This is a genomic window from Acinetobacter sp. RW6, from assembly GCF_041956835.1.
GTDB lineage: Bacteria > Pseudomonadota > Gammaproteobacteria > Pseudomonadales > Moraxellaceae > Acinetobacter > Acinetobacter calcoaceticus.
Window position 1 is genome coordinate 403,535 of record NZ_CP167121.1, and the last position, 13,430, is coordinate 416,964.

11 protein-coding genes are annotated in these 13,430 nt (G+C 35.6%); 5 read left to right on the forward strand and 6 right to left on the reverse strand.

The window, feature by feature from the left end:
* Positions 1 to 79: 79 nt before the first annotated feature.
* Complete coding sequence (posA, locus tag ACB088_RS01810) at positions 80 to 4,078, forward strand: delta-poly-L-ornithine synthetase PosA (RefSeq protein WP_375037840.1); 3,999 nt, start codon at positions 80 to 82, stop codon at positions 4,076 to 4,078.
* A gap of 465 nt (positions 4,079 to 4,543) precedes the next feature.
* The gene (locus ACB088_RS01815; RefSeq protein ID WP_017391793.1) at positions 4,544 to 5,422 is read left to right on the forward strand and encodes a MetQ/NlpA family ABC transporter substrate-binding protein; all 879 of its coding nucleotides are present in this window, start codon (positions 4,544 to 4,546) and stop codon (positions 5,420 to 5,422) included.
* 157 nt (positions 5,423 to 5,579) lie between these two features.
* Here the strand turns inward: ACB088_RS01815 and ACB088_RS01820 are convergent, their stop codons facing one another.
* From ACB088_RS01820 to ACB088_RS01835, 4 genes are all read right to left on the reverse strand, one after another.
* Complete coding sequence (locus tag ACB088_RS01820; RefSeq protein WP_005045700.1) at positions 5,580 to 6,323, reverse strand: TSUP family transporter; 744 nt, start codon at positions 6,321 to 6,323, stop codon at positions 5,580 to 5,582.
* A 43-nt stretch (positions 6,324 to 6,366) separates the two neighbouring features.
* Complete coding sequence (locus tag ACB088_RS01825; protein WP_375037841.1) at positions 6,367 to 7,431, reverse strand: hypothetical protein; 1,065 nt, start codon at positions 7,429 to 7,431, stop codon at positions 6,367 to 6,369.
* 34 nt (positions 7,432 to 7,465) lie between these two features.
* Positions 7,466 to 8,317 carry a YqiA/YcfP family alpha/beta fold hydrolase gene (locus ACB088_RS01830; RefSeq protein WP_375037842.1) on the reverse strand — a complete coding sequence of 284 codons (852 nt, stop codon included), beginning with the start codon at positions 8,315 to 8,317 and terminating at the stop codon, positions 7,466 to 7,468.
* Positions 8,318 to 8,423: 106 nt separating this feature from the next.
* Positions 8,424 to 8,729 carry a hypothetical protein gene (locus tag ACB088_RS01835; protein ID WP_003650141.1) on the reverse strand — a complete coding sequence of 102 codons (306 nt, stop codon included), beginning with the start codon at positions 8,727 to 8,729 and terminating at the stop codon, positions 8,424 to 8,426.
* A gap of 241 nt (positions 8,730 to 8,970) precedes the next feature.
* Between ACB088_RS01835 and ACB088_RS01840 the strand changes: the two genes are divergently transcribed.
* Positions 8,971 to 9,684 carry a DUF4882 family protein gene (locus tag ACB088_RS01840; RefSeq protein ID WP_375037843.1) on the forward strand — a complete coding sequence of 238 codons (714 nt, stop codon included), beginning with the start codon at positions 8,971 to 8,973 and terminating at the stop codon, positions 9,682 to 9,684.
* A 148-nt stretch (positions 9,685 to 9,832) separates the two neighbouring features.
* On the opposite strand, the gene ACB088_RS01845 is transcribed toward ACB088_RS01840, so the two are convergent.
* Complete coding sequence (locus ACB088_RS01845; protein ID WP_375037844.1) at positions 9,833 to 10,198, reverse strand: hypothetical protein; 366 nt, start codon at positions 10,196 to 10,198, stop codon at positions 9,833 to 9,835.
* A 760-nt stretch (positions 10,199 to 10,958) separates the two neighbouring features.
* On the opposite strand from ACB088_RS01845, the gene ACB088_RS01850 reads away from it, so the two are divergent.
* Positions 10,959 to 11,519: a TetR/AcrR family transcriptional regulator gene (locus tag ACB088_RS01850; protein ID WP_375037845.1), complete on the forward strand. Its 561-nt coding sequence runs from the start codon at positions 10,959 to 10,961 to the stop codon at positions 11,517 to 11,519.
* 79 nt (positions 11,520 to 11,598) lie between these two features.
* Here the strand turns inward: ACB088_RS01850 and ACB088_RS01855 are convergent, their stop codons facing one another.
* Positions 11,599 to 12,216 (reverse strand): TetR/AcrR family transcriptional regulator, encoded by a 618-nt coding sequence (locus ACB088_RS01855; protein ID WP_375037846.1) that lies wholly within the window; start codon positions 12,214 to 12,216, stop codon positions 11,599 to 11,601.
* 80 nt (positions 12,217 to 12,296) lie between these two features.
* Between ACB088_RS01855 and adeD the strand changes: the two genes are divergently transcribed.
* Complete coding sequence (gene adeD / locus ACB088_RS01860) at positions 12,297 to 13,421, forward strand: multidrug efflux RND transporter periplasmic adaptor subunit AdeD (RefSeq protein WP_375037847.1); 1,125 nt, start codon at positions 12,297 to 12,299, stop codon at positions 13,419 to 13,421.
* The last annotated feature ends 9 nt before the right edge of the window (positions 13,422 to 13,430 follow it).

Below are 13,430 nucleotides of genomic sequence, written 5' to 3' on the forward strand. Positions count from 1 at the left end.
TTGATTTCTTTAATAAGTCATAAAAATCCAAACATGACTGTATTTAGGTTAAATCAAAAACTTAAAGAGAGTTATAAAAATGAACCAATGCGTAACAAGCTCGAAAAATATTATTCGTGGTAAATATCACCCTGAGTTTTTACAAGATGAAGTACTGGCCGATATTTTTATTCAAACTGCTCAAAATCTCTCAGATAAAACAGCTTTAATTGAAGCAAATAAAACGCTGAACTATGGAGAGTTATATCAGCAAGCTTTCGTTATGGCGCAACAACTGACTTTAAATGGGGTAAAAGCAGGGAATATTGTTGGGTTATGGCTACCAAGGGGTATTGAGCTTTTAAAAGCACAACTGGCAATTTGTTTGAGTGGTGCAGCGTGGCTTCCTTTTGATATGGATACGCCAGCAGACCGAATTGCAGTTTGTCTTGAAGATGCTGAAGCTGTAGGAATGATTACTACAGATGAATGGTATAAACATTTAGCTGAAGTGCCACAAACCAAATGGACAAACACTGAGCTACAACAGCCTGTTATTAAAGAAGTAAGCTTACCGAAAACTACCCCAGATCAACCTGCCTATATTATTTACACTTCAGGCTCAACTGGAAAGCCCAAGGGTATTGTGATTACCCAGAAAAATATTTGTCACTTTCTGCGTAGTGAAAACAGTATTTTAGGGATTCAAGAGCAGGACAAGGTCTATCAAGGTTTTTCAGTCGCTTTCGATATGTCGTTTGAAGAAATCTGGCTTTCGTATTTGGTTGGGGCAACATTATGGATTGCTCCAAAAAACTTGGTGAGTGACCCTGAACGTTTATGCCAAACATTAAAGCAGGAAAAAATTACAGTATTGCATGCTGTACCAACATTACTGGCTTTATTCCCTGAAGATGTACCTAACTTAAGAATTATTAACTTAGGTGGGGAAATGTGCCCGGATTCACTCGTTGACCGTTGGGCATTACCTCACCATCAAATGTTTAATACCTATGGTCCAACTGAGACTACGGTTACTGCAAGCCTTGAGTCTTTAGAACGTGGTAAACCTGTCACGATTGGGAAACCTTTACCAAACTATGGCATGTTAGTCATTAACGCTGAAAGAGAATTACTGGCTCAAGGTGAAACAGGTGAGCTCTGTATTTTTGGCCCAAGTGTGGCACCAGGCTATTTAGGGCGACCTGATTTAACGGCTGATAAGTTTATTGAAAACCCTTGGGCTATGAGTGCGGATGAAGAGTTACTTTACCGTACTGGTGATTTGGCAAAAATTGATGAATTTGGTCAGGTGCACTGCTTAGGGCGTGCCGATGATCAGGTGAAAATTCGTGGTTTCCGTGTTGAACTCGGTGAGATTGAAGCGGCGCTTTGTGATATTGACGGTATTGGTACAGCAGCGGTAATTTTAAGACAAGAAGATGGAATTGATCAGCTGATTGCTTTTATTGCACCTGAACTTGATGCAAAACAGCCTATCGAAATTAAGCAGCTTCGTCATACTCTAGCTCAACGTTTACCACCATACATGGTGCCGAATCGTTTTGAGATTATTGAAGAAGTACCGCGTTTATTGTCTGGGAAAATTGACCGTAAAGCTTTAAAAGCAAGACCGCTCACTAGTGTAATTGACCGTAGTGAGTCTGACCAGCCGCAAAATCCAGCTGAAGAAATCTTATTTGAAATTTTGACTCGCTTGTTTCCAAACATGCCGATTAAGCTAGATTCGGACTTCTTTGATGATTTAGGTGGGCATTCACTTTTAGCAGCCGTTTTAATTTCAAACCTGCGTGAACATCCTCAATATAGCCATCTTACAATTCAAAGCTTATATCAAGCCCGAAGAGTGGGGGCTATTGCAGCTTTAATGTTGGAGCAATCAGAGCCTACTTTATTTGATAGCCAGATTGGGCAAGACAACCCGCGTAATCAAACTTATAAATGGTTATGTGGTATTGCTCAGTTTGCAACTATTCCCATTTTAATCTCGATTAATATTTTGCAGTGGTTGGCACCATTCTTTACCTATCACTATTTTACAGGTGGAACCCGAGATAGCATCCCGTATGCGATCTTGTTGTCTCTATTGGTCTATGTCAGTGTCATCATTAGCAGTTTTGTACTTTCAATTACTGTAAAACGATTATTAATGTTGGGCATTGGTGCAGGACGTTATCCACTTTGGGGAATGACTTATTTCCGTTGGTGGTTAGCAGACCGTATTAGCAATATTTCACCAGTTTATCTTTTGTCGGGTTCAACTTTACTTAACCTCTATTTAAAAGCACTGGGCGCGAAAATCGGACATGATGTCACGATTAGTTCGGTTCATATTCGCATGCCATCTTTGTTAACTGTTGAAGACGGTGTGAGTATTGGTTCTCAAGTGAATTTAGAAAATGCCAAAGTCGAACATGGTTATTTGGTGTTAGGTTCAATTCACCTTAAACAAGATAGCTATGTGGGTTCGTATACTGTATTAGAAGAAAATACAGTGTTAGAAAAACAAGCTCACGTAAATGCCTTAACTTCAATTGAATATGACACAGTTGTACCAGCCGGAGAAATCTGGGATGGAACACCTGCTAAAAAAATAGGGCATGTCGATGAGCATGCTAAATTGCCTGAGCGTCCTAAATTATCGTTTATTCGTAAGATTGCTGAATATGGATATTATGGTGTTAGTGCTTTAATTATTGCTTGTATCTTCTTTATTCCGATTTTTCCAAGTTTCCTTTTGGTCGATTGGTTAGATGTAAACGTATTTAATATCAACCCAAATAACCACTTCCAAATCGCACTTTATTATTTTGCTTTAGCCATTCCAGCTAGTGCAATGATGATGATGATTACTGCTGTAATTTCTTCTGGGCTACGCAAAATTGTATTACCGAGCCTTGAGACAGGAACCTATGCAGTTCATGGCGGAACTTACTATCGTAAATGGTTTGCGGCTCAAATTTTAGAAACAAGCTTACAAACACTACATGGCCTATTTGCTACCATTTATGCGCCAACATGGTTCCGCATGTTAGGGGCAAAAGTCGGTAAAAATACTGAAATTTCTACAGCAACGGGCGTGATTCCCGAAATGCTGACTCTGGGCGAAGAAAGTTTTATTGCCGATGCGGTAATGTTGGGTGATGAAGAGATCAAAGGCGGTTGGATGTCGTTAAAAGCAACCAAAATCGGAAATCGTAGTTTTGTCGGAAACAGTGCTTATATTGCTGATGGAACTGTCTTACCAGACAATGTCTTAATTGGCGTACAGTCAAAAACACCAGATAACCTTGAAATGTATGATGGTCAAACTTGGTTTGGTTCGCCGCCATTATTATTGCCTGCACGTGAAGCTGCTGAAAAATATCCTGACCATTTAACGTTTAAACCAAGTTTCAAGCGCCGTTTCATGCGTGGTTTTATTGAAGGACTTCGTGTTGTATTGCCAGCCGCACTCGCAATTGGCGTAGGTTATATGATTGTATTAGATGTTATTGATGTTATTAATAACTACGGCATAGCGAAAGGGCTATTAGCATTAACGATTGCAGGGCTGCTCTATGGCGTCGGCTGCTTCATTATTGTTGCATTGATGAAGTGGATCTTGATCGGACGTTATCAACCACGTTCAGCACCAATGTGGACCATGTTTGTATGGTTAAGTGAAGGAATCACCAGCTTATATGAATCGGTTGCGATTCCAAACTTCCTGAATTACTTAAGAGGAACGCCAATGTTGCCATTCTTTTTGCGTATTTTAGGTGTTCGAATTGGTAAAGATGTTTACATGGATACGGCTGATATCACAGAATTTGACTGTGTGAGCATTGGTGATCGTGCTGAGTTTAATAGCTTTTCAGGACCGCAAACTCACTTGTTTGAAGATCGTATTATGAAAATTGGACAAGTGAATGTTGGAAATGATGTGGTCGTAAATTCGCGTAGTATTATTTTATATAACGCAAATGTTAGCCATCATACAGTGTTAGGACCACTAACATTAGTTATGAAAGGTGAAAATATTCCTGCTAAATCTGCTTGGATTGGCTCGCCAGCTGTGCCTTGGGTTCATAAATAATTGAAATTTAATATAACCATCTAATTTAAAAAAGTCCTTGTGAAAACAGGGGCTTTTTTATGCATAGCCTATAAATTAGCGTCATAGTTAGCTTAAATATTGCTAACAAATCCTGAAAATTTCATATAAATCAAATAAGTATATATTTTAATCAAAATTGTTTTATTTATATAATATGTTTTTTATTTTCAGTGCCTTACCGACAACGTGTCTATATATCAAAATCGAACAAGTTATTTGTAGAATATTCACTTATTGATATATGATGAACCCATATTTAGAAACTGATTCAAAACATAATTCTATTGTTCAGCGAGCAAGATCAAGGAAGAAATTAGGCTGAATTCAGGCTTCTAAACCCTTATATATCTGGAAATTATTTCCAGCCAAATATTGCATTTCGACCCAATGGTTGGGAATGTCTCACTTTTTTAGAGTAGGCGTTTCCTATTTTAGGATGTATCTATGAAAAAATTATTTAGTGTCCTGTTCAGCGCATCTGTACTCACACTGACTGCATGTAATAAACAACCTGCACAAACTGAAAATACAGCACCAGCTAAAGACAAAACTGAGTCAGTACGCACAATTAAACTTGTTTCAACAGGTTCAGACACTGACGTATGGAAATATGTTGCAACGCTTCCTGAGACTAAAGAAGCGGGTATTAAACTTGAAGTGACTAATCTGACTGACTACGTTGTGTTAAATACATCTGTAGCAAGTGGTGAGCAAGACGTAAATGCGTTCCAGTCATTTAACTATTTAGCTGCTTACAATGCCTCAAATACAGCTAAAGTTGCTGCTGTTGCGACAACTTACCTAGAGCCAATGGGCCTTTATGCAAATAAAGTTAAAACTGTTGATGAGTTCCCACAAGGCGCTACAATCGCGATTCCAAATGATACTGCTAACGAAGCGCGTGCATTAACATTATTACAGTCTGCTAAACTGATTAAACTTAAACCAGACTTTGACCCTGTAAAAGGGACGACCAATGACATCGCTGAAAATCCTAAAGGTTTAAAATTAAAACCAATTCAAATGACTACAGCAGTTCGTGTTAAAAACGACGTAGATGCAATTGTATTGGGTAACACATTGGCACTTGAAGGCGGTTTAAACGTACTGAAAGATTCTATCTTCCGTGAGCCTATTGACCAGTCTACAAAGCTTTATGTGAACTTATTGGGTGTGGCTGAAGCGAATAAAAATGACCCGATCTATACGAAATTAGGTGAACTTTACCACTTACCTAAAGTACAAAAGTTTGTGAGCGAAAAATTTGCTGGTACAAAAGTTGAAGTGAACAAACCTGTATCTGAGTTTACAGACATCAAATAAGTAATTTTTTAATTAAAATTATTTTCAAAAGCTAAGTCTCGGTAATCGGGGCTTAGCTTTTTCTATGGTATGTTCTGTTTCAGAGTAATGAGCTCTTAACAGATTTAAGAGCCTCTAGAAAACACGCTATTGAGATGCAAATAATGCAATAAATAGATCAAAAGAAATGGCTAAAATATATGAAAATGGGGTTCTTATGATCCAATAATAATTTTAGAGCCATACATAAGCTTATCAATATTAACAAAGGCTTAATTACTCTTGATCCAAATCTTACCGCAAATTTTGCGCCAATCGAAGCCCCAATAAAAGCTCCACCAGCCATTACTAAAGCGATTGGAAAAATGACATATCCTTTAATGATGAAAATAGATAAAGAACCTAGGTTACAAGCCACATTTGCCAATTTTGTATAAGATAAGGCGCTTACTAACTTAAAACCTAATAATAGTACAAATGCAACTATGAAAAATGAACCGACTCCAGGACCAAAAACTCCATCATAAAACCCTAGTAATGGTGCGACTAGAAGTGCAAATAGAAAATAAGGAATAAGTGGTTTTTTATCTACATCGCTTAGTTTTGGTGAAAAAATAAAATATAAGGCAACTAAAATTAAAAGTATTGGAACAATAGTTAAAAGTACATTTTTAGGCATGAGGGTAACTGAAAGTGCCCCTAATATTCCACCTAAAAAAGACATACAAGCTATAGGGATTGCTTTACGCCACTCGATTAGTCCTTTTCTTGCGAAACTAATAGTTGCTGAAAGTGTTGCAGAGGCAGCTTGCAATTTATTGGTTGCTATTGCAGATACAGGAGGAACCCCTGATAAGAGCAATGCAGGTAGAGTGATTAAGCCACCCCCACCTGCAATAGCATCAATAAATCCAGCTACCATAGCCACTAAGCCTAAGATAAGTAGGAGTTCAAAATTCAATTCATTAGCCTTTCACAATAAGAGGATTTTTTTTCAGTACAATATAATCAAGATTTTTTCTATAACCAAATAAACGAACTAATGTTCTCCGGTTATCTTTAATAGTATCTCGGCAATGTAAGCATAAACTATTATTAATAATTAAAACGGTATTAGGATTTAAATTAATAGAATCAACAATACTAGTTTTTCGAACAATTGATTCAAATTTATAAAAAGCATTTTTAATTTTTATAGAGGCATTCTCATTTGGAGTGAATCTATATGAATTGTATTTCATGGCTTTATAACCATATTTATCTACTTCTAGGATAGAAACATTTTCTCCTCCAGATCCTTGGCCCTCATTAAATGTTTCACTTCTTGTGAAATTAAAACTTTCTGTTGTTAAAGCCAGTATCTCTTCAATAGTTAATTGGCTTAACACTCTTGATATTGGAATTAAACTTGTAGGTTCATTTAAGGGATTCCATCTTGCTGTTAAAATTAAGGAAGAAGGAGCTGGTGAATGATTGTTAACAACTTTAGTAACTGTATGGTAAGGCGCTTCGGTGTGCGCAGTTAATTCTATACCTGAATGTGAACTCTTATCAGGATTCTCATTATCAATTTTTGTAGCTCCACCGCCTTTTAAGTTTGCAACAACTCTAACGATTTTACCCACATTATCAATATCAAATGCAAAAGCATCTTCCTCAAGGAGTGCCAATATTATTTGTTCAGAAGACGCTAAGGTTAATATATCTATATCTTTTTCGAGTGTTTCAAGGGGTGGTAGTTGAGTTGATTGAGTAATATCAATTTTACTTCGATCTAGTTTTTTAATATTTAGCCCTTCAAGTACTAGGTAAGGTATTTCTCTATGAATATATTTTTCTATCATACTTTTTTCATATGAATTTAACTTTGTACTTAGTGTTTCCTTAAAAGCCAGAATCCTTTCTTGAACATATAAAGAATCTGGACCTCCTAATAACGCCAACTCATATGACATTTCATTAATTAAATGAGAAATCTCGGAAGAAAGATGAAGGTGATAAGTTTCTAAGTTCTTAACTATTTGATTCATGGCTAGTTTATTGTGATTAAAATTCTGCTACAGACTAGAGTGTCTCTTTTGAGAAATCAATATTTTTTTTAATATTATAAGTTTTTATATTTTTTAATAGATAGTGATCTTTATCTTTCTCAATTATTAAATTAAAGTTAGCTTTTCGCATAGAAATTTTTTTAAATGTTTGGACTATCTCATAGGGAATTGGAGAATACTGAGTCATACCATTAATTTCATAAAATCCTTTTGACTTTCCATCATTCGTTTTTATTCCATCCAATTCTCCATAGAATATTAATACTTCTCTTTTATACGCCATTAAAAAATGCCAAATTGATGATGAATAAAAACTATAAGGTTTAGAAATTTCACTCTTAAATTCATTTCCATAATTTTTGTTTACTGCTTGATCTGAATATATAGCTGGACATAATAAAATTAATTGATCTATTTGAAATTTTTTTGCTAAATTAATTGAAATATAACCACCCAAACTATATCCAATAACAATATCCACCTTTTTTAAGAGACTGTAAAAAGCAATGCTTTCATTTATATTTTGAGATAAAGATGATTTTGTTTTACTCGTACTATTTAACCCACTTAAATTAAATGAAAGCGTTGCAATATTTTCCCTTCTAAGTAGATCTTCTAAAGGACTTAAAGAGCTTAAGTCAGAGTTACCACCATGTATAAGTAAAGCTATTTTTTCTGGAAAACCATCACAATAATTGAATTTGGCTTCTAATTCATAAGTACCAAAATCATGTACAAAGAAGAAAGAGTTTTCATTTTCGAAAGGATTATTGTTTTTTAGCTCATGTGTGGGCTGGTTTGTTACTTTAGAAATGGTATTAGAAAGATATTTATGAGCAATTGATATCTTATCCTGCTTTTGCATGACTTATATTCCTATTAGAAGTGTTAAGGAGTTTAAAGAAGTTGTACAGAACTAAAAGAATATTCTAGAGTGGGATTTAAATTTTTTATTTTTCAGTTTAAGAATATTATTTCCTAGAAAAATAAACTCCTAACATAAGTATAAGAGTAATCAAAACTCCCACGCCTACGCTGATAGTTACTAGTTCTAAATTAAATATCTCTTTCCATAACCCATGTGCTCCCCAATCACCATCTACCCCTCGATTATTAGATTTACGGCCATAGGTAGCTGCTACGCCAAAACCTAAAGTAGAAAACAAGAAACAAGCTAAAGAAAGTTTTAGGGGGTTAAACCTTGAAAATAAAGGGATTAATATTGTTGCAACAATAGTCACAACAACGGCGGTGATGATATGCTTCCAGTTATCCATAACTTCTCATTAAATCTTATTGTTTATAGCATGTAGGAGAAAACATTCTCCTAGACATCGGTATATTTTATCTTGTATCAGTGGCGGAATATATAACAGATGGCTGGATAAAACAAAAACTCTAGAGCATAGAAATAGGAGTATATTTTCCCACAGGAAAATTCCATTTTTATCTGAAAAATTTCTATACATTAAATTTTTACCATACAATCAAAAATCACAATAAAATTAAGGTGAAATAATGAAAAAAAATATATTGATTCTTAGCTTATTAATTATCAGTGTACAGAGCTGGGCCGAGTGTAAAATTGGTGATCTAGAGATTGATCCAAGCGCTTCACAAACACCAGAAGGGACACCAAATCCAAGCAACTATATAACAATAACTGGACAGAAAGTGTTAACTAAGGCATTGGCTAATATAAACATAGGAACACTAATAAAAACTAAATCTGATACTAATATTGCTCAGTCTAATGTTGTTGCTTTTGAATATATTTTCAAGAAACCAATAAATCTAAATTCAAATGAGCTAGCTTCAGGATTTATCACGGGAACAAGTAATTTTGATGGTATCGTTTTTGCCGCTCCAAGTTTTGGAAGTGCGTATGGTTCACAGCAAAATTTATTTATGAGTTCTATTTCTGGAAACATAACCCCAACTCAGACACAAAATGAAGTTTTAGCAAATGAAACAGTGAGAGTTGGGGTTTATTACAATCAAATCACTAAAAAAATTGGTTATATTGTAAATGGAGTTGATAGAGGATACACATGGAGTTATACAACTCCATTAAGCAAAATGAAGTTTGGTATAGCAATTGAACAAGGGTTTTACACTTCCAACTCTAGTGCCCTTGGAAAAGAAATATCATATGAAATAGTATCTGATCATTCGAAACTACAATTTACCTATCCAACAGGCACTACGGATATTTGTGGAACACCTCTTTAAAAGTAAAACACATATCCAAAACTGCCTCACCACTTTAGTGAGGTAGTTTTTATTAATATATTGAATAATCCATGTCTATGTTCAGAATCAGATAAAATAACTTATATACTTTGATTTTCTGCTGATTTGTTTTTTAATAAAATTGAAGCTAAATTTTATTTTCTTGGGCGAGTATAGTACAAAAGTCTGCTAATAAATTACTTCCTATAACTACTTCTTTATTATTTTCATCTATGTATTTTAAACAAAATTTACCCTGTTCTTTATCTAAAGAAGTAGATCCATCTATAATTCCTAAAATTGTACTCGTTGTATCAATAATAGTCTGCTGGATAATTGAAAATAGAATTTTTTGTTCTTTTTCTTCTAGTTTTTTAAATAGATATAAAGCATCTTTCCAATATTGAATTGTATTATCTGGTATATCTTTAGTGTTGAATGTTTCTATGTAAAATTCCATAGCCTCATCAAGAACACTATTTTTAAGTCTATTAATAAAATCTTCAGGTTTCATAATTAATCCTATTTTCTTAAACTAAGTGGGATATCTAGCTTTATTCGTTTCAAAAAGTTCCTGTAGGAATTTATTAGGAATATCAGAATATACTCTATTTTCAATAGTCTGTTTCCATCCTAAATGAATTGAACATCCTAGCTCTAGGCTGTTTCCCCCCCTTTATAAACCCTCATTTAACAATAACTCACTCATTATTTATCCTTACTTTTTAATGATCTAATTTAAAACAAATGTCATTTTGTGTGCTTGACTGAAAAAGGGCAGAGCACTATCCTTTGCCTGCTGGCCTACATTGCCAGTCGGTTTTAGCAGACCGTACTCAAGAGCATTGAAAAAACTCGTTTTTTTAATGTGAACTCGTTCGTCTCCCTTTTGTTGCGGTAGGACGGAAGGGGGACACCTTCGGGTGTGCTGGGTCTTGAGCCAGTCTGCTAACCCCCTTTCGTTCTGCCACCATAATTCCTATTCATGTCTGGCGGAACTCCCAATAAAAAGGAGTTGGCTTTGCACATTCTTAATTTCTTGGCAGCCTTTGCCAAAGTTTATATCGACACGACTTAAACTTTTAAAGCAGTTTGATTACCTAAGGGTTTTCGGGCTTTAAATCGCTTCGTCTAAAAAACTTAATCAACAATAAAACTTGAGATGTGCCACGCACAGTCTTTACGGCTTTGCTATGCCTTTTTTCTCCCTAAAAGGCAGCGGATTTTATATCTCATTTATATACAACAAAAATTTAATTTATAACGGTAAAACTATGCCACATTCAGATCTTCCATTTCGTGCTTTAAGCGTGCTTCATACCTCCCGATTTCTTTTTAATACATACGGGTTTCATAAAGTCGGAGTAGACCGAATTATTGAATCGTCAAAAACGCCTAAAGCCACTTTTTATAATTACTTTCACTCAAAAGAACGTCTTATTGAAATGAGTTTAACCTTTCAAAAAGATGGACTTAAACAAGAGGTCATTTCAATCATCTACGTTCAAAAAGACTTAACCCTGCTTGAAAACCTTCGTAAAATTTACTTTTTACATGCAGATTTAGATGGACTTTACCATTTGCCTTTTAAAGCCATTTTTGAGATTTCAAAAACACATCCCAAGGCGTATCAGGTGGTCGTTGAATATCGAAATTGGTTCATTAATGAAATCTATAATTTACTTTTAACAACCAATGAAAATGCTTCAAAACAAGATGCGCACATGTTTTTGTTTGTGATTGATGGAGCGATGGTTCAACTTCTAGACCCAAATAAGGCAGGGGAAAGGGAGAGATTATTAGATTATTTTCTGATCCAGTTTAAATCGGTGTAGCATGTATTTCTCTTCGCTTTTTTTGTTTAATTCCTCATTTAAAAAGCCCTTTTTATCATAAGGGCTTTTTGTTAGAAAACTATTCTTTATATTGCCATGCTTTTAAAAAGGTTCGGCAAACCTCTTCATTTAACTGTTGTAGTTCTTGTTGGGTTGGGACATTTCCACCTATCAGTGTGGCTGGATATGCATATCCCATAACAGCACCAAGAAAAGCTTTTGTTGCTTCATCTGGATCTTCAATTTTAATCAGACCAGTATTGTTAGCTGTTTCCAGAATTTGGCTTAAAGATCGTTTAATATTTCCTTGAGCACGTTGCTGAATTTTTGGAAGAATTTCAGGCATTTCAACTAAAGCAATAATAAGTAATCTTTGCAGACGAATTACATCAAGATTGTAAAAGTGATTTTGTACAGCTTGTCCAATTTCTAATAGCAGTTGATCTAGTCGCTTATTCTTCAACTCATATTGTTCAATGAATGGCATTACCATTTCTGTTTTTAAATGCTCAAAAACTTCAATAAGTAGGGCCGTTTTGGTCGGGAAATGGTTGTAGAGGGTTTGTCGATTTGTTCCTGCTTTAGTAGCAATCATTTCTAGGCGGACTTCTAATCCATGTTCGAGAAATAATGCACGTGCTGCTGCCACAATAGTAGGGCGAATTCGAGAGGGGCGACCTGGAGATTTTTTTAACATATTGGGGGTTTCTTGCACATCCTATTTATTTACTTTACAGTAAAGTAAATAAATTGTCTATAAGTCTAGGGTGCCAAAATATGTTTGGTTTGGGTTTTTTTTATCATAAGTCCTTGTGGTTATTGCCTTTACTACTTTTTCTTAATGGGTGTGATTCTGATAAGCCTATTACTAAAAATATTCAACAGGTGGGCATTATCACTATAAAGCCAGAAACAATTGAATCTACTTATCAATTGGCTGGAAGAACGGTAGCCTCTGAAATTTCTCAGGTACGTCCACAAGTGAACGGGGTGGTTGTCGAGCAATTGTTTAAAGAAGGGTCTCAAGTCAGCAAGGGGCAGCCACTTTATAAGATTGATTCTTCACTTTATCGAGATAGCGTTGATGAAGCTGCGGGGAACCTTGCACTTGCTAAAGCAACAGTAAATTCGACTCGTCTGCAAGCTGAGCGCTATAAAGAATTAATTAAGGTAAATGGCATTAGTCAGCAAGAACTCGATAATGCTCAAAGTGCATATGAACAAGCGAAGGCGACTGTTGCAGTAAATGAAGCTGTACTAAAAACAGCACGAACCAATTTACGTTATACACAAGTTGCTGCGCCTATTTCAGGACGGATAGGGCGCTCTTCGATTACACGCGGAGCTTTAGTCACTTCTGCTCAAACAGATCCTTTAGCAACGATTCAAAAACTAGATCCAATGTATGTCGATTTGACTCAGTCTAGTGATGAATACATGGCATTGTGTAAACAGCTTACTGAAAATGGAATAAAACCCGCTGAACTTTCAGTTCAGTTACAGCTTAATAACGGGACAGCCTATTCCCAAAAGGGAACCTTCAAGTTTAGTGATATTGCTGTGGATGAAGCTACTGGAAGTGTCACCTTACGTGCTGCATTTTCTAACCCGAATAATGCTTTATTGCCGGGAATGTATGTGCGCGCAGAACTGGAAACTGGTACACGTCCTGAAAGTATATTGATTCCACAAGGTGCACTTTTTCGAGATGCCAATGGGAACGCTCTTGTATGGGTCGTTGGAAAAGATAATAAAGCCGAACAACGAAAAATTACTTTAGGGAATGCCATAGATAATCGTTGGTTAGTGATATCTGGTTTGAGGGCTGGAGATCAGGTCATCGTTGATAGCCTGCAAGGTTTAAATGCTGGTATGACCATTGACCCTACCCCAATTCGCTGAGGATTCCAT

Bases quoted from the DNA above. Each gene is read 5' to 3' on its own strand.
- posA (WP_375037840.1), top strand. From the start codon at position 80: ATGAACCAATGCGTAACAAGCTCGAAAAATATTATTCGTGGTAAATAT.
- ACB088_RS01815 (WP_017391793.1), top strand. From the start codon at position 4,544: ATGAAAAAATTATTTAGTGTCCTGTTCAGCGCATCTGTACTCACACTG.
- ACB088_RS01820 (WP_005045700.1), bottom strand. From the start codon at position 6,323: ATGGTAGCTGGATTTATTGATGCTATTGCAGGTGGGGGTGGCTTAATC.
- ACB088_RS01825 (WP_375037841.1), bottom strand. From the start codon at position 7,431: ATGAATCAAATAGTTAAGAACTTAGAAACTTATCACCTTCATCTTTCT.
- ACB088_RS01830 (WP_375037842.1), bottom strand. From the start codon at position 8,317: ATGCAAAAGCAGGATAAGATATCAATTGCTCATAAATATCTTTCTAAT.
- ACB088_RS01835 (WP_003650141.1), bottom strand. From the start codon at position 8,729: ATGGATAACTGGAAGCATATCATCACCGCCGTTGTTGTGACTATTGTT.
- ACB088_RS01840 (WP_375037843.1), top strand. From the start codon at position 8,971: ATGAAAAAAAATATATTGATTCTTAGCTTATTAATTATCAGTGTACAG.
- ACB088_RS01845 (WP_375037844.1), bottom strand. From the start codon at position 10,198: ATGAAACCTGAAGATTTTATTAATAGACTTAAAAATAGTGTTCTTGAT.
- ACB088_RS01850 (WP_375037845.1), top strand. From the start codon at position 10,959: ATGCCACATTCAGATCTTCCATTTCGTGCTTTAAGCGTGCTTCATACC.
- ACB088_RS01855 (WP_375037846.1), bottom strand. From the start codon at position 12,216: ATGTTAAAAAAATCTCCAGGTCGCCCCTCTCGAATTCGCCCTACTATT.
- adeD (WP_375037847.1), top strand. From the start codon at position 12,297: ATGTTTGGTTTGGGTTTTTTTTATCATAAGTCCTTGTGGTTATTGCCT.